The organism is Bradyrhizobium sp. Kon58, assembly GCF_055807455.1.
In genome coordinates this window covers 431,551-448,643 of sequence record NZ_JBVVOT010000002.1, presented here as the reverse complement: position 1 = coordinate 448,643, position 17,093 = coordinate 431,551, and the positions used below count along the sequence as shown (strand labels likewise).

Annotated in this window: 15 protein-coding genes; 6 read left to right on the top strand and 9 right to left on the bottom strand. The window is 64.1% G+C overall.

The window, feature by feature from the left end; all coding sequences use genetic code 11:
• A complete protein-coding gene (locus AC0L20_RS05975; RefSeq protein ID WP_473287801.1) occupies window positions 1–1,227 on the top strand; it encodes a cyclic nucleotide-gated ion channel in 1,227 nt (408 codons plus the stop codon).
• A 4-nt stretch (window positions 1,228–1,231) separates the two neighbouring features.
• On the opposite strand, the gene AC0L20_RS05970 is transcribed toward AC0L20_RS05975, so the two are convergent.
• Window positions 1,232–1,726, bottom strand: a complete 495-nt coding sequence (locus AC0L20_RS05970; protein ID WP_473287800.1) for a DUF3455 domain-containing protein — start codon at window positions 1,724–1,726, stop codon at window positions 1,232–1,234.
• 96 nt (window positions 1,727–1,822) lie between these two features.
• Window positions 1,823–3,037 carry an NADP-dependent isocitrate dehydrogenase gene (locus tag AC0L20_RS05965; protein WP_018456365.1) on the bottom strand — a complete coding sequence of 405 codons (1,215 nt, stop codon included), beginning with the start codon at window positions 3,035–3,037 and terminating at the stop codon, window positions 1,823–1,825.
• A gap of 368 nt (window positions 3,038–3,405) precedes the next feature.
• Here AC0L20_RS05965 and AC0L20_RS05960 point away from each other — a divergent pair, with 368 nt between their 5' ends.
• Window positions 3,406–4,605 (top strand): TrmJ/YjtD family RNA methyltransferase, encoded by a 1,200-nt coding sequence (locus AC0L20_RS05960; protein ID WP_473287799.1) that lies wholly within the window; start codon window positions 3,406–3,408, stop codon window positions 4,603–4,605.
• A 60-nt stretch (window positions 4,606–4,665) separates the two neighbouring features.
• Here the strand turns inward: AC0L20_RS05960 and AC0L20_RS05955 are convergent, their stop codons facing one another.
• The 5 genes from AC0L20_RS05955 to mddA all read right to left on the bottom strand — a co-directional run bounded on the left by AC0L20_RS05955 (window position 4,666) and on the right by mddA (window position 9,755).
• On the bottom strand, window positions 4,666–6,369 hold the full coding sequence (locus tag AC0L20_RS05955) for an amidohydrolase (protein ID WP_473287798.1): 1,704 nt from the start codon (window positions 6,367–6,369) through the stop codon (window positions 4,666–4,668).
• Between the two features lie 159 nt (window positions 6,370–6,528).
• The gene (locus tag AC0L20_RS05950; protein ID WP_473287797.1) at window positions 6,529–7,278 is read right to left on the bottom strand and encodes a PaaI family thioesterase; all 750 of its coding nucleotides are present in this window, start codon (window positions 7,276–7,278) and stop codon (window positions 6,529–6,531) included.
• Between the two features lie 28 nt (window positions 7,279–7,306).
• A complete protein-coding gene (locus AC0L20_RS05945) occupies window positions 7,307–8,284 on the bottom strand; it encodes an NADPH:quinone oxidoreductase family protein (RefSeq protein WP_473287796.1) in 978 nt (325 codons plus the stop codon).
• The gene (locus AC0L20_RS05940; protein WP_473287795.1) at window positions 8,281–8,931 is read right to left on the bottom strand and encodes a helix-turn-helix transcriptional regulator; all 651 of its coding nucleotides are present in this window, start codon (window positions 8,929–8,931) and stop codon (window positions 8,281–8,283) included. Before AC0L20_RS05940 ends, AC0L20_RS05945 begins: the two co-directional genes overlap by 4 nt.
• A 23-nt stretch (window positions 8,932–8,954) precedes the next feature.
• On the bottom strand, window positions 8,955–9,755 hold the full coding sequence (mddA, locus tag AC0L20_RS05935; protein WP_473287794.1) for a methanethiol S-methyltransferase: 801 nt from the start codon (window positions 9,753–9,755) through the stop codon (window positions 8,955–8,957).
• A gap of 148 nt (window positions 9,756–9,903) precedes the next feature.
• On the opposite strand from mddA, the gene AC0L20_RS05930 reads away from it, so the two are divergent.
• Window positions 9,904–11,463 carry a bifunctional AfsR/SARP family transcriptional regulator/alpha/beta hydrolase gene (locus AC0L20_RS05930; RefSeq protein WP_473287793.1) on the top strand — a complete coding sequence of 520 codons (1,560 nt, stop codon included), beginning with the start codon at window positions 9,904–9,906 and terminating at the stop codon, window positions 11,461–11,463.
• Between the two features lie 78 nt (window positions 11,464–11,541).
• Here the strand turns inward: AC0L20_RS05930 and AC0L20_RS05925 are convergent, their stop codons facing one another.
• The gene (locus AC0L20_RS05925; protein WP_473287792.1) at window positions 11,542–12,207 is read right to left on the bottom strand and encodes a TetR/AcrR family transcriptional regulator; all 666 of its coding nucleotides are present in this window, start codon (window positions 12,205–12,207) and stop codon (window positions 11,542–11,544) included.
• A 245-nt stretch (window positions 12,208–12,452) separates the two neighbouring features.
• Between AC0L20_RS05925 and AC0L20_RS05920 the strand changes: the two genes are divergently transcribed.
• From AC0L20_RS05920 to AC0L20_RS05910, 3 genes are read left to right on the top strand one after another with little or no spacing between them, the layout of a single operon-like run.
• Window positions 12,453–12,995: an OsmC family protein gene (locus tag AC0L20_RS05920; protein WP_007612153.1), complete on the top strand. Its 543-nt coding sequence runs from the start codon at window positions 12,453–12,455 to the stop codon at window positions 12,993–12,995.
• A 33-nt stretch (window positions 12,996–13,028) separates the two neighbouring features.
• A complete protein-coding gene (locus tag AC0L20_RS05915; protein WP_473287791.1) occupies window positions 13,029–14,141 on the top strand; it encodes an acyl-CoA dehydrogenase family protein in 1,113 nt (370 codons plus the stop codon).
• A gap of 46 nt (window positions 14,142–14,187) precedes the next feature.
• Window positions 14,188–15,066: a sulfurtransferase gene (locus AC0L20_RS05910; protein WP_473287790.1), complete on the top strand. Its 879-nt coding sequence runs from the start codon at window positions 14,188–14,190 to the stop codon at window positions 15,064–15,066.
• A 6-nt stretch (window positions 15,067–15,072) separates the two neighbouring features.
• Here AC0L20_RS05910 and AC0L20_RS05905 read toward each other — a convergent pair whose 3' ends face one another.
• Window positions 15,073–17,001 (bottom strand): sigma-54 interaction domain-containing protein, encoded by a 1,929-nt coding sequence (locus AC0L20_RS05905; RefSeq protein ID WP_473287789.1) that lies wholly within the window; start codon window positions 16,999–17,001, stop codon window positions 15,073–15,075.
• Window positions 17,002–17,093 lie beyond the last annotated feature (92 nt).

The window sequence follows — 17,093 nt, the reverse complement described above, 5'->3', positions numbered from 1 at the left end:
GTGCGCCCCGTTCCGCGAGGGCGTGGCTCAACCGATCCCAACCTCAGGGATCGCCTCTACGAATTGCTGGAGCACGATCCGCTGGCCTACTCGGTCGGGTCGCGCTTCATCCAGCTGATCATCGGCGTCATCGTACTCGACGTGGTCGCGATGATCCTTGCCTCGGTGCCGGAGCTGGACGCGGAATTCGGTACGCTGTTCGCAGGCATCACCATCCTGTCCGTAATCGTGTTCGCGCTGGAATATGCCGCGCGGCTGTGGACGGTGGCGGGCCATACCCAGCGCACGGCGTCCGCGCTGTCGGATCGGCTGGGCTATGTCTTCTCCGCACTCGGCATCATCGATCTCCTCGCCTTCCTGCCGGCTGCGATCGTGCTCGCCACCGGCCGGCATGCGACGCTGGCAGCCCTCGGCGTGCTGCCGTTTTTCAAGCTGGTGCGCTACTCGCCGGCGATGCGTTCGCTGCTCGCGGCCGTGCACGCCGAGCGGCGGGCGCTGATCGGCTGCATCGTCATCCTGATCGGCGCGGTTCTGACGTTTGCCTCGCTGCTCTACGCCATCGAGCGCGACGTGCAGCCGGACAAGCTCGGCACCATTCCGCAGGCGATGTGGTGGGCGATCGTGACGCTCGGCACCGTCGGCTACGGCGACGTCGTGCCGGTGACGGCGCTCGGCAAGTTCATCTCCGTCTTCACCATCATCAGCGGATTCGCCATGATTGCGCTGCCGGTCGCGATCATCTCGACGGCCTTTGCGGAAGAGGTGAAGCGGCGGGACTTTGTGGTCACCTGGGGCATGCTGGCGCGGGTGCCGCTGTTTTCGCATCTCAGCGCATCCGAGATCGCCGACATCATGCGGCTGCTGCGGGCGCGCACGATCGAGCAGGGGGAGATCCTGGTGCGGCGAGGCGATGCGGCTTCATCGATGTATTTCATCACCGCCGGCGAGGTCGAGATCGCGCTGCCGAACCAGCAGGTGCGGCTCGCGGATGGCACCTTCTTCGGGGAGATCGCGCTGCTGCATAAGACAAAGCGCAGCGGCACGGTGACGGCGACGCGCAAGACCCGGCTGCTGGTGCTCGACGCCCAGGACTTTCACGCTCTGATCGAACGCATGCCGACGCTTGCCGCGCACGTCCACAAGACGGCAAAGGCGCGGCTGGAGGGCAGCGGCGACCTTGCGGTGGCTGAGCTGGCGCAGGCGGAGCGCGAAGGCACCGACCGCTGAGTGCTCAGCCTTTCTTCAGGAAAATATACTCGGCCGAATAGGGCGCGCTCTTGAAATCGCCGGCCTTGTCGCAAGAACCCTCGAGCTTGCCGCCATGGGTGTTGATGCGCTGGACGGTGGTGACCGGCGTCAGCACGCCGCTGCCGCGGCGGGCGGTCACTTCCAGCTTCAGCCAGGGAATGTCGGCCGCGGTGGTACCCGGGGCATTGCCGGCGGCCTTGGCGGCCACGGCGCTACCGTCGACATGCTCCCAGTTCGGTCCGGCATAGTGACGGGCAATGGTCTTGCCCTCGGACAGCAGCGTCGCGATCGGCTCGCGAAAAGCCCAGGCGAGCTTGCCGTCGGTGCCGGTCTTGCACTCATAGACCTGCGCGCCCTCGGCGTGGACGCTGAGCACGACGCTCTCGCCGGGCGCTGCGATGGCGTCGGGAAGCGGGTCGGCGGCCATAGCCGGTCCAGCGAGCAGCAACAGGCAGGGGACGGCAAGCTTGATCGACATGGTCGCATCTCCACGAAAGGTCTCAAAAAGAACGGGCCGCGCTTGCGGCGCGGCCCGTGATGATGTCCGGCCCAGTCGGGCGAAATTGCGGACGGCTTACGCCGCCAGCGCCTTCCCGAGGTTCTCGGCGACCTTGTCGAGGAAGCCGGTGGTCGAGAGCCAGCGCTGGTCGGCGCCGACCAGGAGCGCGAGGTCCTTGGTCATGTAGCCTTCCTCGACGGTGTCGACGCAGACCTTCTCCAGGGTGTTTGCGAACTTGGCGAGCTCGGCATTGTTGTCGAGCTTGGCGCGGTGCGACAGGCCGCGGGTCCAGGCGAAGATCGACGCGATCGAGTTGGTCGAGGTCTCCTTGCCCTTCTGGTGCTCGCGGTAGTGGCGGGTCACCGTGCCGTGGGCGGCTTCGGCTTCCACCGTCTTGCCGTCGGGTGTGAGGAGGACCGAGGTCATCAGGCCGAGCGAGCCGTAGCCCTGTGCCACCGTGTCGGACTGCACGTCGCCGTCGTAGTTCTTGCAGGCCCAGACATAGCCGCCGGACCATTTCAGCGCGGAGGCGACCATGTCGTCGATCAGGCGGTGCTCGTAGGTCAGGCCCTTGGCGTCGAATTCCTTCTTGAACTCGCGCTCGTAGATGTCCTGGAAGATGTCCTTGAAGCGACCATCATAGACCTTCATGATCGTGTTCTTGGTCGAGAGATAGACCGGGTAGTTGCGCAGCAGGCCGTAGTTCAACGATGCGCGGGCGAAGTCGATGATGGAATCGTCGAGATTGTACATCTGCATCGCGACGCCGGCGCCCGGGGTCTTGAACACTTCCTTCTCGATGACGGTGCCGTCCTCGCCGACGAACTTCATCGTCAGCGTGCCCTTGCCCGGGAATTTGATGTCGGTGGCGCGATACTGGTCGCCATAGGCGTGGCGGCCGATGATGATCGGCTTGGTCCAGCCGGGAACCAGGCGCGGCACGTTCTTGCAGATGATCGGCTCGCGGAAGATCACGCCGCCGAGGATGTTGCGGATGGTGCCGTTCGGCGACTTCCACATCTGCTTGAGGTTGAACTCCTTCACCCGGGCCTCGTCCGGAGTGATGGTGGCGCACTTGACGCCGACGCCGACCTTCTTGATGGCCTCGGCGGCGTCGATGGTGACCTGATCGTTGGTGTGGTCGCGGTACTCCATTCCCAGGTCGAAATATTGCAGCTCGACATCCAGGAACGGGTTGATCAGCTTGTCCTTGATGTACTGCCAGATGATCCGGGTCATCTCGTCGCCATCGAGTTCGACGACGGGGTTGGACACCTTGATTTTTGCCATGATCGGGGAAGCCTCTTGGGAACGGCGCTTTTGGCGCGCCACGGGAATATCCGCCGCCTCTTAGCACCTGATAGCAGCGGGCGAAAGCCAAGGGATTATGCACTTTTAGCTCATCCAGCCTCCGCAGATGGGGGGCGGGAGCAGCCCTGCCGCGGGGACCGGGCTGAGGTTTCAGGCGAGATTCAAAAGTCGAATCCAACCCATTATTTCCCTTGAGAATTTCGTCAGGACAGGCAAACGACAGGCGGACGGGCAGCCGGCCCAAGACTGGGTCAAATCCGGGTCGAGACCAGGTCAGGACCGGCCTTGAATCAATTCATCAGAGCGCCTGTCCAAGACCTTGAGAACCAGTGTGAAAGCGAAGCGAGATGTCCGGGACTGACAAGAGCAAAGCGGGCCTTTCCCTCGACGGTCCCATCGTCATCCTGGTCGAGCCGCAGCTTGGTGAAAACATCGGCATGGCCGCGCGCGCCATGGGCAATTTTGCGCTGAGCCGATTGCGCATCGTCAATCCTCGCGACGGCTGGCCCAACATCGCCGCCCAGCGCGCCGCAGCCGGGGCCGACTATATTCTGGACAAGGTCGAATTGTTCGACACGGTCGGTGAGGCCGTCGCCGATCTCGACCTGCTGTTCGCCACCACCGCGCGTCCCCACGACCAGGCCAAGCCGGTGGTGGGGCCGGAAGCCGCAGCTAGCGAGATTTCCGGGCACGTCGCCGCCGGCGGCAAGGCCGGTATCCTGTTCGGCCGGGAGCGCTGGGGCCTGACCAACGAGGAGGTCGGGCTCGCCAACCGCATCATTACCTTCCCGGTCAATCCGGGCTTTGCCTCGCTCAACCTCGCCCAGGCCGTGCTGCTGGTCGGCTACGAATGGTTCAAGCGGGCGACCTCCGGCGAGCTGCCGCACGCGATGCCGGAGCGCTCCGAGCGCGCCTCGCAGCACCAGATGCAGGCCTTCTTCGACAATTTGATCCGCGAGCTCGACCGGGTCGAATTTCTGCGCCCGGCCGAGAAGCGCGACACGATGCTGGTGAACCTGCGCAACATCTTCAGCCGGATGGAGCCGACCAAGCAGGACATGCACACCCTGCACGGCGTGGTGATGGCGATCGCCGAGGGACGGAAAGGACCCGCCAAGGGCGGCGTGCTCGACGGCGAGCAGGCCACGCGGCTGCGCGCGCTTTTGGCCGAGCATGGGCAGGGCGGCGGGGTGCCTGACAGCGGCTCCACTGTGCGCGGCCTCGCCCGCCTGCTCCGCCGCAACCCGACCGACGCCGAACGGCTGCTCTGGCAGGCCCTCACACGTGATCGTCGATTTGCAGGTGGATTCAAGCGCCAGACGCCTGTGGGGCGGCACATCCCGGACTTCGTCTCGTTCCCGCACCGAATCGCGATCGAGTTGGTGAACCCGGGTGAGAACGAGGCGATCGTCGCGGATCGGGCGTCGCGGCGGACGTGGCTAGAGGCGCGCGATTATCGGGTGATCGAGATGCGGGCCGCGGACGTCGAGCGCGATATCGAGGCGGAGCTGGAGCGGCTGCCGCGAATGATACAGCAGAGCGTGTAGATTTCGTCGGGAAGCAGAGCGAATTGTCGGTCTCGCTCACCTTGGCCGATCAGCGCCGGTTCAGCGCTGAAAGACAACCTTGCCGCCGACCAGGGTCAGGTCCACCTTGATGTCCTTGATCTGCTCCTCCGGCACGGCCGCGTAGTCAGCCGAGAGCACCACGATGTCCGCCAGCTTTCCGGGCTCGATGGTCCCTTTGCGCGCTTCATCGAAATTGTAGCGGGAAGCCGCGCTGCTGTAGAGCCGGAGGGCCTGCTCGCGCGTAATAGCTTCTGCCGAGCCGTAGACGTTTCCGTTGGGGTCCTTCCTGGTCACCATGATGTACATGTTGAGGAAGGGGTTGATCGGGTTGACCGGAAAATCCGTCCCCGCGCCGAGGCTGTTGAGCCCCATTTTTTCGATCAACGTCCTGGTCGGCACGGCGCGGTCGGCGGTTGCTTTCCCGAGAAATCGTTCGACGGTCGCTGCCTTATCCCACATGAAAACGTTCTGGAAATCGATGCGGACTCCCAGTCTTTGCGCACGCTCCATCTGTTCTGGCCGGATCAGGCTGGCGTGGATGAGGACGAAGCGACGGTCGCGGATCGATTTTTCCTTATCCGCTGCCTCGAAGGCATCGAGCACCTGGTCAATACCCAGGTCGCCCACGACGTGGACTCCGACACGCCAGTCATAACGGTTGCAGACGGAGATGAGTTGCTTCAGCCGCTCGGGTGTCTGCTGCGTGATGCCGTGATAGTTGTCGTGTGAATCGGGGTACACGTCACGCATGAGCGCCGTCTTCAGCGTCATGCCGCCGTCGTAAAAGATCTTGATGCCGGCGAACTTGAGCCAATCGTCACCGAAGCCTGATGAGGCCCCATTGCCTGACATGATCGCTTCCCATGCGGTCAGATCGGCTGGGGGCTCCGGTCGAAACATCACGCCGGTGCGCAAAGTGGCTTTCCCGGCTGCAACAAGCTTCTGCAGCGTGCGGACGTCGCGTGGCTCTGTTGCGCCTTCGATCACACTGGTGATGCCGAAACTGTTCAGCACACCTTCGGCAATGGTGAATTGCCGCATTTCGTCGTCTTCTGTCCAGGGTGGTACGGCCTTCTCGACCCGATCGATCGCCGTCTCCACGAGCACGCCGGTCAATTCACCGGCTGCGTCGCGTTCAAACTTTCCACCACTCGGATCCGCGGTGGTCTTGTCGACACCGACCACTTGTAGAGCCATGGTGTTCGCCATCGAGAAATGCCCGACGGTGCGAAGATAGACCGGGTTGTTCGGAGCAACGCTATCGATCTCCTGCCTCGTCAGATAGCGCTTCTCGGCCAATTGTGAGGGTGGATGCCACGCGCCACCTACAATCCACTCACCCGGTTTTTTCTTCGTTGCGAATGATTTGATGGCCTCGAGCGCGTCCGCAACGGTCTTGGCGCGGCCCAGGCTTACGACATAGTCGCCGAGACCAGCGGCCTTGAAGTGAGCGTGTGTATCGATCAATCCGGGGATGACGGTCTTGCCAGACACGTCGAGCACGCGGGTCCGGGCGCCTGCAAGCGCCTTGATCGAAGCACTGGTTCCGGTCGCGATGATCTTTCCATCTGCGACGGCGACTGCCTCCGTGACGGTCGATCGGTCGTCTAACGTCAGAACCTTGCCATTAACGAGGACCAGGTCAGGCGCATTAAGCTCCGGCTGCTGCGCCTCGGCATTTGCGACGCCGGCGATGAGCATGCCCGTAGCAAGGATTGCAAATGCCTTTAACTTGCGGACCATCGCGTACCCCTTTGGATGTTTTTTTGCTTGGCGACAGCTGCAAGAGTATCTTTGATCAAATTTGGGTTCAACGCTTCTCGGGGCTTGGCAGCGTCGCACGGAGGGCAAAGTGGAGTGCTCCCTTGGTAGCCGGAAAGCTGGCCGGCCGCCCATGTCCCTCTACGAAGGACGCCCGAGCTGCACCTCGCGCTCCACCGCAATCCATGTCGCGCGCGCCACCGCGAGCAACTTCCCGACTCCATCATGCACCGCGGCGTCGGCCATGCGCTTGCGGCCGTCGCGGGCGGTCGGCCACGCCGTGATGACGCAGCGGTCGCCGGGGCGGGGGCGGGCTTCGATTCGGACCGACATGCGGCCAAGCAGCAGCGGCGTCCGGTCGAAGCTGCCGGTCTGCTGATCGCAATTGCAGGCAAAGCCGGTGGGGCAATCGAGCGCCGACCAGAGGAATTCCGGCGCGACCAGGCCGTCGTCGGCGGCGAGATTCTTATCCGGTGTCCAGCTCGCTGCGAGAACGGCGTTGTGACCACGGAGCGAGCCGGCAAAAATGCGCAGGCCGTCGCCTTTTGCCCTTGAAGGACCGCACACGAAACATGTCGGCAGGGGGTGTTCGTGCGGTTTGACCGGCGTCAGCAATTCGGCGGCGCGGGCCTCCTCGAAGCTGGCTGTTTCCACGCGCGCAAGCTCGACGCTTGCCGGCCGCCCGGTCGCGACGAGCTTGTCGCCGTCGCGAAGCTCCCATGTGCCGTCGTCCGTTGCGACCGCATCGAGCGGGGTGTCCAGCGGCGGTGGTGCGCGCAGCGTGATCTCCGCGGCGCCGGGAATGTGGCGGGCCAACCGGCCGCAGACATAGCCGCCGTTGCCGGAGTTCGGAGGACCGCAAAAGCGTTTGTCGATGATGATCTGTGTCATCGGTTTTGTTCTCTCTTCCCCGTGCACTTTACCTGATCTTGAGGACAATTCGCCCCTGAACCGTTCGGTTGGCCACGGCACGCATGGCTTCGCCGGCCTCCTCCAAAGGGAGGACGCGATCGATATGCGGGTGGATTTTTCCGCCGGCCAGCAATTGCATCAGCGTGGCGTTCATGCGCGCAGCGTCCGCGGGAAATTTCTCCGCCCAGGCGCCGAGGAAGACCCCGAGGATGGAATAGTTCTTCAGCAGCGGAAGGTTCATCGGGAGCTGGGGAATCTCGCCGCTGGTGAAGCCGATCGGCATCAGCCGGCCGCCCCACTTCATCGACCGGGCCATCTGCTGGAATATCGCGCCGCCGATAGTGTCGAAGCCGATATCGATGCCTTCGCCGCCGGTGATCGCCTTGATCCGGTCGCGCAGATCCTCGCTACGATAATTGACGATTTCGCTGGCTCCATAATTGCGAACCAGGGCGGCCTTGTCATCGGAGCCGATACCGGCGACGACGCGCAGGCCCAGATGGCGGCCGAGATCGACGGCGGCAAGGCCAACTCCGCCGGCCGCGCCGGTGACGAACAGCGTTTCGCCGCGCTGCGCCCTGGCCCGCTCGACCAGCGCGTAATACGCCGTGCCGTAATTATGCAGGACCGTCGCCGCGGCCTCGAACGCGACGCCTTCAGGCAGAAGAACGCACTTTGAGTCCTTCGCTATCATCCGTTCGGCGTAGCTGCCGGTCCAGGCGCTGCATGCCACGCGGTCGCCGGGAGCGAATGCCGTGACCTCGTCGCCGACCGCGACGACGATGCCGGATGCTTCCGTGCCGGGCACGAAGGGCGTCGGCGGCCGCATCTGGTAGAGGCCCGAGACCATCAACTGGTCCATGAAGCTGACGGAGGCCGCATGGACGTCGATCAGGATCTCGTCGCCGGAGGGCTTCGGCTCGTCGATTTCACTGAGGCGCAAATCGCCGGGGCCAGTGAATGAGCTGCATAGAATTGCTCTCATCGTGTCGCTCCAACGGATTGTCTGCATTCGGCAGGTTTGCGTAACGGCGTCGCATATCCCGCGACAAGCTTGACGAAATCCGCCTGTCGCGCTGCACCGGTCTTTTCAAACAGGCGCCGGACATGCGTCTTGATCGTCGTATTGGCGACGCCGAGTGCCGCCGCCACTTCGGGAACGCCGCCGAGTTCGACGATCGCGAGCATCACACGCAACTCCGTCGGCGTCAGTTTGAATGCCTTGCCGATCACTTCGGAACGAGACGGTAGCATCAGCGCCGCCCTGCGGACGAACAGCGCTGCGACGGCGCTGTAGGCGACACCCCCACGTCGGCGCGCGCCGGAAGTCAACGGCAGAGCATGGGCGACGTGGCGCTTTCCATCCCGCCCGATCATCGGCACCGCGATCCCGTCGATGCCGAGGAACGCGTTTTCCTGCCCGGCGGCTGCGAAAAAATGCTGCAGGGTCCGGTTGACCGTCGGATCGCAGGCCGCAAGGTGCCCGCGGATCTCAAACAGGATGTCGCGCGCTTCGATCATGTCTTGCCCCGCAGTATTGGCGTGGATGAGACGCGCCTCCGCGTCAACGAGACAAAGACCGACGTCAAGCCCATCCAGCGTATCGGCAAACGTGGCGGCCTCCGCCGACATCCGGGGAATAGCTGATATTGCATTCATTGCGACGCTCCAGCAGGCCGAGGCGGCTGGCGATCTTCCGTCCGACGACCGAAAAGACGCGGCAGCAGCATGGGAACGCGTCGGCGATAGTCCTGGTAGGTCGCGCCGAATTCGGCGATCAGGTCGCGCTCCTCGAACTGAAGCGCGGCCAGGATGTAGGCGGTGTTTGCGAGCGCAAACAGAAGGTGGCCAACGGTCATCTCGGGCGTGGCCCAGAACGCGAGCAGGAACCCGAGCATGATGGGATGCCGCACGATCTTGTAGAGCAGCGGCGTCCTGAACGATTGACCCGGTATCTCGCTCCCGCGGAACGCGACGAAGGCCTGGCGCAGGCCGAACAGATCGAAATGATCGATCATGTGGGTCGAGGCGAATGCGATCAGCCAGCCGAGCCAATGCACGCCGATCAGCAACCAGGCCGCTATTCCGCTCGTTTGCCAGACCGGCGCCGGAATCGGGCGCCACTGCCAGAACAGGAGCAGCAGGATCAGGCTGGAGAGCAGCACATAGGTGCTGCGCTGGCAGGCCGCGGGGAGGAATTGGACCAGCCATTTTTTGAAAGCCGGCCGTGCCATCACGCTGTGCTGGATCGCAAACAGGCTCATCAGCAGCAGGTTGACGACGACGGCCACGCTCAGGTCGGTGGTGGTACCGAGATCGATCGACTTACCGATCGACATGTCAATCGACTTGGGCACGACATAGTTGCCGACGAAACCGAGCGCATAGAGAAACGAGACCGTGAAGATGACGTAGCTCACGATGGCGTAGAGCAGGATCAGGAGGCGCGAGATCATGTTTTTTCCTATTGTGCCTGATGCAGCCGTGCCGCATGGAGGAGCCTGAATTGCTCGCCCGCGAGCAGGCTCGATCTGCCCCGACTGCTATTGCTGGACCGTCCCCTGTGCGTCCCCCGGGGGCGCCGCAAGGGGAGGGAGGACTTTCATGACGGTTTTCTCGCTGGGGACGTTTGGGTTCCCGGAGGTCCACGCCGACGGCCGCCCGATCAAGTTGGCCTTGCGCAAGGGCCTCGCGCTGCTGGTCTATCTCGCGGAGGCCAAGGGCGCTGTGGCCCGCGAAATTGTGGCCACGCTGCTGTGGCCTGAAACTGACCGCGAGACCGGCCTTGCGCGATTGCGGCGCCTGCTTCACCGCATCGAGCTGACGCTCGGTCAGCAGGTTTTCGAGACCGACCGGACCAGTCTGCGATGGGCTCCGGCAGTCGCGCTGCAGGTCGATGCGCATCTGTTCGAGAGCGCCTGCGATCGCGGTGACCTTGACGAAGCCTGCCAGATCTATCGGGGAGATTTCCTGGCAGGCTTCTCGCCGGAGGATTGTCCGGAATTCGACGACTGGGCGTTCTTCCGCCGCGAGGCGCTGCGCGGACGTCTAATGCACGCGCTGGAGCGCCTGGTGCAGGACAAGACCGCCGTCGGCGACTACTTTGCCGCGGCCACGCATGCGACCCGTCTGGTCGAGCTCGATCCTTTGAGCGAGGTCTACGGCCGGCATCTGATCCGCAGCCTGCTGCTGGCGGGTGACCGCAGCGCGGCAGAACGGCACCACGCGGCACTGACGCAGCGGCTGAAGGACGAGCTTGGCGTTGCGCTCGAAGCCGAGACCGAGGCGTTGATGAGTCCGGCGGCGGCACACGCCGTTCCAGCGACGCGCTACGTCAAGGGCGCCGGCGTGCATCTGGCGTATCAGACCTATGGCAGCGGTCCGCTCGATATTCTGGTCATGCCCGGCTTCGTGTCGCATGTGGAACGCGCCTGGGAGCATCCCGCGAGCCGGGCGTTTCTGGCCTCCCTGATGAAGCTTGGGCGCCTGATCGTGTTCGATCGTCGCGGCATCGGGTTGTCCGACCGGGTCGGATCGGCGCCTGATATCGACGGCACCGCGGAGGATATCGGCACGGTGCTCCGCGCGATCGGCTCGCGCCGCGTCGTGCTGTTCGGCGCATCCGAGTGCGGGCCGGCCTGCATCAAATTTGCGGTCGACGAGCCGCGTCTCGTGGCCGGACTCATCCTGTTCGGTGCATTGGCCAAGGGCTGCTGGTCGCAGGATTATCCGCACGCCTTGCGCGCCAGCCAGTACGATGCCTGGAGCAAGCACCTCATCGCGCAATGGGGAGGTCCGGTGGAGATTGAGACCTTTGCGCCCAGCCTTGCCGGCGATCCCCAGGCCCGCGCCTGGTGGGCCGGGCTATTGCGCGCGGCCTCCAGTCCCGGCGGCATCTCGGCGGTGCTCGAGGCGTTTCGCGACGCCGACGTGCGGCAGCTTTTGCCGCAGATTGCCATGCCGACGTTGGTGCTGCATCGTCGTGACGACAAGGCGGTACGAATCGCGGCCGGCCGCGATGTGGCGAGCCGGATCAAAGGTGCGCAATTCGTCGAGCTCGACGGCAATGATCACTGGTTCTTTGCGGGTGATCAGGGACCGGTGCTGGAGGCGATCCGGCGCTTCATTGCTGCGTTACCGAGGGAGCGGCTGCGAGCGCTGTAGCCCGGATGAGCGGAGCGACATCCGGGGACAGCCGTCCCGCATGTCGCTGCGCTCATGCGGGCTACGGGATGGGCGCGATCACACCGCCTCTAACTGATCCGCCGCGCGCTTCTTCTTTGCCTTGGGCTGGCTGAGCAGGGGACCTGCCGTCAGCGCCGCCGTATCCGCGACGCCCGGATCGCGCGACACCATCGCTGCGACGATGGCGCCGTCGATCAACAGCCCGAGTTGATGTGCGAGCACGAGGGGCTCGTTCGAACCGAGCTCGCCGGCGAGCTTCTCGATATGGCCGAGCACGATCTTCTTGTGCTTCATCGCGATGTTGCGGAACTGCTTGGCGTCCTTGTCGTGCTCGCCGACCGCGTTGATGAAGGGGCAGCCGTAGAAGCGCTCCTCCGCGAACCAGCTCTTCAGGGCCGGGAAGATGCGCGTGAGCTTGGCTTGCGCATCGCCGCCGCCTTCTTCCATGGCGCCGATGAACCATTCGCGCCACTGCTTGCCTTCGCTCTCCAGCACGGCGTTGACGAGATTGGTCTTGGAGCCGAACAATTTATAGAGCGTGGTCTTCGCGGTGCCGGCTTCCGCGATAATCGCGTCGATGCCGGTGGCGTTGATGCCGTTCTTGCAGAACAGATGCGTCGCGGCGTTGAGCAGGCGTCCGCGCGCGGACTCGTCGTCACTGGCGCCGCCGTGCGGCGAATGAGACTTCTTCCTTGACGTCTTGTTCGGTGAGGGCTTGGCCATGAGTCCAAACTTACCCGCAGCCGCGCCGCATCAGCAAGCCGCATCTGTTCGCGCTGAAAAGATTCGCACGGGAAAGCCCGTCTGCATCGCCTTTGAGCAAACGGCGGCTGATCAATCCGCAGGCAGTGTTCGCTAAGCGGCTCCAATGCTTCGCCTTTTGATTTTGGCCTCATCTGGCACGCTCCATGCAAGGAAACAGACCGTTCGGTATCCTACCGATTTCCACTTCTGCCAGGGAGAAGATGATGACTGCCGTCGTTCAAAAGACAGTGCTGACGGGTTGCCTCGCGCCCATCGACAAGAATGGCCTCGAGCAACTGATCGCCAACGGCAAGGCCAATCCGAAGGTCATCAAGACCTTGAAGTGCAAGACGGTCGCCGAAGGAAAATTCCGCCACGCCAACTACATCCGCAATTTGCAGCCCTACATCGTCGACGAGCCGCCCGGTCTGCTCGGCGACGACACCGCGCCCAATCCGTCCGAAGCCTCGCTGGCCGCGCTCGGCTCCTGCCTTGCCGTCGGCCTGCACGCCAACGCCGTGCATCGTGGCTGGATCGTCAACAAGCTCGAGCTCGAGCTCGAGGGCGATCTCAACATCACCGCGGTCTGGGGCACCGGCGACGTCTCGGACAAGCCCGTTGGATTTACGGATGTGCGCGTCAAGGTCGACATGGAATGTGAGGGGATCTCGCCGGACGAGATCAATGCGCTGGTCGCCCATGTCAAGCAATGGTCGCCGGTCGCCAACACCTTCACCCGCCCGGTCAATCTCGAGGTCGGCATCTGAGCTGACGGCAACAGGAAGGTGCGGGAGACGATCATGGGTTCACTGGCTTTATCACGGACCGAAGTTTTGGATCAGCCCGCACCGTCCATTGCAGGTGAGGTGGCGCGGATTGCACGGGAGCAGCTCGCGCCACTCGCCGCCGGCATTGATGCCGGCACCATTTATCCCGCCGATGTGCTGCGCAAGTTCGGCGAGATCGGCGCCTGGGGCAGTCACGTGCCGCACGAAGGGCCTGCCGATTTGCGCTGCGCCATCCAGGCGATGGCTGAGATCGGCGAGGTCTGCGGCAGTACCGCCTTCATGGCGTGGTGCCAGAACACGCTGGTCTGGTACGCCGCCAACTCGACCAACATGAAGCTGGCAAAGCGCTTCGGCGATGCGTTCTCGACCGGCCGCGTGCTCGGCGGCACCGGGCTCTCCAATCCGATGAAGAGCTTTTTCGGCATCGAGAAGCTCAAGCTGAAGGGGCGCAAGGTCGAAGGCGGCTACATCGTGCGCGGCGCGCTGCCCTGGGTCTCCAATCTCGGCCCGGGCCATTATTTCGGCACCATCTTCGAGCGCGAAGACGAGCCGGGCCAGGTGATGTTCCTGGCCGACTGCTCGGACTCCGCGATCACGCTGACGCCATGCAAGCCGTTCCTCGCCATGGACGGCACCGGGACCTATGGCGTGCAGTTCCGTGACGCCTTCGTGCCGGACGAGCTGATCCTGGCCGATCCCGCCGGCCCCTTCGTGAAGAAGATCCGCGCCGGGTTCATCCTGCTGCAGGCCGGCATGGCGCTCGGGCTCATCAAGGACTGCATCAACATCATGGACGAGGTCGATAATCCCCTCGGTCACATCAACCGCTATTTGCCGCAACAGCCGGTGCACTTCCGCGATCTCGCCGCCGAGCTCGAAGCCGAGACCATGGCGCTGGCGCGCGATCCCTACAATGAAGAGGAGACCTACTGGCGCAAGGTGATCGCGCTCAGGCTTCGTGCCGGCGAGGCCAGCGTCGCGGCAGCGCATGCGGCGATGCTGCATTGTGGCGCGCGCGGCTACCTCAAGTCCCACCGCGCGCAGCGCCGCCTGCGCGAGGCCTATTTCGTCGCGATCGTCACGCCTGCCACCAAGCAGTTGCGCAAGATGCTCGCCGATTCCTGAGTTTTACGAGCCCACCCACCATCTAACCTCAACGGAGAGGCTGCCAATGACGGACGTTCTGATCTCTGCCAGCGAACTTGCCGATCTCTTGAAGACCGAGCCCTGTGTCGTGATCGACACCCGCAACCCCGACGCCTATGGCGCCGGGCACCTTCCCAACGCCGTGAACGTGCATGAGATATTCACGTTTCTTGCGACCTCGACGCCGGAGGGCATGGCCGAGCTGAAGACCAAGTTCGCCGATGCCTTCGGCGGCGCGGGTCTGTCCGGCAAGGAGACGGCCGTGATCTACGAGCAGTCGATGAACTCCGGCTTCGGCCAGTCCTGCCGCGGCTACTACCTGCTCACCATGCTCGGCTACCCCAAGATCAAGGTGCTGCATGGCGGCTTCGATGCCTGGGCGGCCGCAGGTCTTCCGGTGACGAAGGATGTGCCGGCACCGGCGAAGGCGTCGTTCGGAATCGTGCCTGAAGCGGGCGATATCCTGATCGACGCCAAGACCATGCTGGGGGCGGTCGGCAAGCCCGGCGTCGCCATTCTCGACGTGCGCGACGTCGACGAATGGATCGGCGACAGCTCGTCGCCCTACGGGAAGGATTTCTGCCCGCGCAAAGGCCGCATCCCCGGTGCGGTGTGGCTGGAATGGTATCGCATGATGAAACCGACCGCCGAGGGCCCGCGCTTCAAGTCCAAGGACGAGATTTTGGCGGAATGCGCCACTGTCGGCATCTCGCCGTCGACGCCGGTCTACCTCTATTGCTTCAAGGGGGCGCGCGCCTCGAACACGTTCCTGGCGCTGAAGAACGCCGGCGTGAAGGACGTGCGGATGTATTTCGGCTCCTGGAACGAATGGTCGCGTGATCCGTCGCTGCCGATAGAGCAGGGATTGCCGATCGCATCGGAGGTCACGACCAAGGCGGCGTGATCGCCGCTAGCCGCCGGCCCGCGGACGGGGCGCGATTCCCAGCGCCTTGATCCGCGAGGCCAGCGTGGTCGGCTTGATATCCAGCATCTCGGCCGCGCCACCGGGGCCGAACACTTTTCCGGCGCAGCCCTCGAGCGCGGCCAGGATGTTGGCGCGCTCGTGGTCGCGCATTTCGGATGACGTCATCACAGCGGGCCGTGCGTCAGCCTTCTGCCGCGCGGCGCCGGCTGGGGCCTGCGTGCCGGAGGGATCGGGCAGATCGATCCGCAAACGGCCGTTCTGCGACAGGATCGCGGCGCGCTCGATCACGTTCTGTAGTTCGCGGACATTGCCCGGCCAGTCATAGCGCGTCAGCCGACGCGCGTCGCCTTCCGACAAGCGCAGATTCGATTTCAGCGCCTTGCTCTCGCGCGTCAGGAAATGCTGCGCGAGCAGCGCAATGTCCTCGCGCCGTTCGCGCAGGGGCACCGTCTCGATCGGAAACACGTTGAGGCGGAAATAGAGGTCCTCGCGAAAACGCCCGCGCTGCACTTCCTGCTTGAGGTCGCGGTTGGTCGCGGCGATGACGCGGACGTCGACCGCGCGGGTGCGCTCCTGGCCGACGCGCTCGAAATTGCCTTCCTGCAATACGCGCAGCAGCTTGCCTTGCAATTCGAGCGGGATCTCGCCGACCTCGTCGAGGAACAGCGTGCCGCCATCGGCAAGCTCGAAGCGGCCGATGCGGTCGCGCGTCGCGCCGGTGAAGGCGCCGCGGACATGGCCGAAGAACTCGCTCTCGAATAATTCGCGCGGGATCGCGGCGCAGTTGACCCGGATCAGCGGCCGGTCGCTGCGGGTGGAATCCTCGTGAATGGCGCGCGCGATCAACTCCTTGCCGGTGCCGGACTCGCCGGTGATCATCACCGCCGCGCTGGTCGGCGCCACCAGCTTGACTTGGCGCAGCGTCGTCTGGATCGCCTCGCTGCCACCGATGATGCCGCGCGGATTGGTCTCGATGCGGATTTCTTCCTGGAGGTAGGCGTTTTCGAGCTCGAGCCGTTCGCGGAGGCGATCGACCTCGGCGAGCGCGGCGTGCAGCTTCTCGTCGGCCTCGCGCCGCTGGCTGACGTCGCGAAACACCACGACGGCACCGACCACCACGCCGCGGTCGCGAATCGGCGTGGAGGTGTATTCGACCCAGGCCGGCGAGCCGTCCTTGCGCCAGAACACCTCACCGTCGACCTGGTGCACGGCGCCGTCCCGGAACGCTGCGTAGATCGGGCAGTCATGGTTGTGATAGTGCCGCCCGTCATGGTGGGTGTGGTGCATGATGGGATGGATTTCCTTGCCGACCAGCTCCTCGGCAGTCCAGCCCAGCATCCGCTCGGCGGCGGGGTTCACGAAGGTGGTCTTTCCTTCCGCGTTGACGCCGTAAATGCCTTCGCCGGCGGCGCGCAGGATCAGCTGGTTCTCGCGCTCGATGTCCTGGAACACGCGCTCGACCCGCTGCCAGGTCGAAATGCCGCTGCGCATGTGGTCTTCGGCGGCGGCATCGACATTGCGGCGGCGGCGCGCTTCGAGATCGGTCAGGGTGAGCTGGACCAGCGTGCGGCCGTCATGGGGCAGCACGCTTCCTGCATATTCGAGCCGGAGATTTTGCCCGGTGGCATGGCGTGGTTTGAGCGCGGTGGTCCAGTAGGCGCCCTTGTGCAGCACGGCCTGGGTGAACACGGTCAGCGCCGGAATCTCGCCGGCATGCAGCGTGCTCGGCCTGGTCTGGCGGAGCAGAGCGCGGTCGTAGCCGAGCAGGGCGCAGGCGGCGGGATTGGCATCGACGATCTGGTCGCCGAAGGGATCGACCAGCAGCGTCGCCTCGACCGAGGATTCGAAGGCCGCGACGCGCGGATCGATGGTCGGGGCCACATCGTCGTGGGCGAGTATTGGCGTCGTTGCCATTACGAAATCTCGTTATTCAACTACGAAATATCGTTTATCACGAATTTTCGTAATGACCAAGTGTGAGCGAAAGTGCTGCGTCATCAAGGCAC

What these genes read in the sequence shown, in the direction of transcription:
- AC0L20_RS05925 (WP_473287792.1), bottom strand. Translation starts at nt 12,207, where the DNA reads ATGGCCAAGCCCTCACCGAACAAGACGTCAAGGAAGAAGTCTCATTCG.
- mddA (WP_473287794.1), bottom strand. Translation starts at nt 9,755, where the DNA reads ATGATCTCGCGCCTCCTGATCCTGCTCTACGCCATCGTGAGCTACGTC.
- AC0L20_RS05905 (WP_473287789.1), bottom strand. Translation starts at nt 17,001, where the DNA reads ATGGCAACGACGCCAATACTCGCCCACGACGATGTGGCCCCGACCATC.
- AC0L20_RS05940 (WP_473287795.1), bottom strand. Translation starts at nt 8,931, where the DNA reads ATGTCGGCGGAGGCCGCCACGTTTGCCGATACGCTGGATGGGCTTGAC.
- AC0L20_RS05955 (WP_473287798.1), bottom strand. Translation starts at nt 6,369, where the DNA reads ATGGTCCGCAAGTTAAAGGCATTTGCAATCCTTGCTACGGGCATGCTC.
- AC0L20_RS05945 (WP_473287796.1), bottom strand. Translation starts at nt 8,284, where the DNA reads ATGAGAGCAATTCTATGCAGCTCATTCACTGGCCCCGGCGATTTGCGC.
- AC0L20_RS05965 (WP_018456365.1), bottom strand. Translation starts at nt 3,037, where the DNA reads ATGGCAAAAATCAAGGTGTCCAACCCCGTCGTCGAACTCGATGGCGAC.
- AC0L20_RS05970 (WP_473287800.1), bottom strand. Translation starts at nt 1,726, where the DNA reads ATGTCGATCAAGCTTGCCGTCCCCTGCCTGTTGCTGCTCGCTGGACCG.
- AC0L20_RS05915 (WP_473287791.1), top strand. Translation starts at nt 13,029, where the DNA reads ATGGGTTCACTGGCTTTATCACGGACCGAAGTTTTGGATCAGCCCGCA.
- AC0L20_RS05930 (WP_473287793.1), top strand. Translation starts at nt 9,904, where the DNA reads ATGACGGTTTTCTCGCTGGGGACGTTTGGGTTCCCGGAGGTCCACGCC.
- AC0L20_RS05920 (WP_007612153.1), top strand. Translation starts at nt 12,453, where the DNA reads ATGACTGCCGTCGTTCAAAAGACAGTGCTGACGGGTTGCCTCGCGCCC.
- AC0L20_RS05950 (WP_473287797.1), bottom strand. Translation starts at nt 7,278, where the DNA reads ATGACACAGATCATCATCGACAAACGCTTTTGCGGTCCTCCGAACTCC.
- AC0L20_RS05960 (WP_473287799.1), top strand. Translation starts at nt 3,406, where the DNA reads ATGTCCGGGACTGACAAGAGCAAAGCGGGCCTTTCCCTCGACGGTCCC.
- AC0L20_RS05910 (WP_473287790.1), top strand. Translation starts at nt 14,188, where the DNA reads ATGACGGACGTTCTGATCTCTGCCAGCGAACTTGCCGATCTCTTGAAG.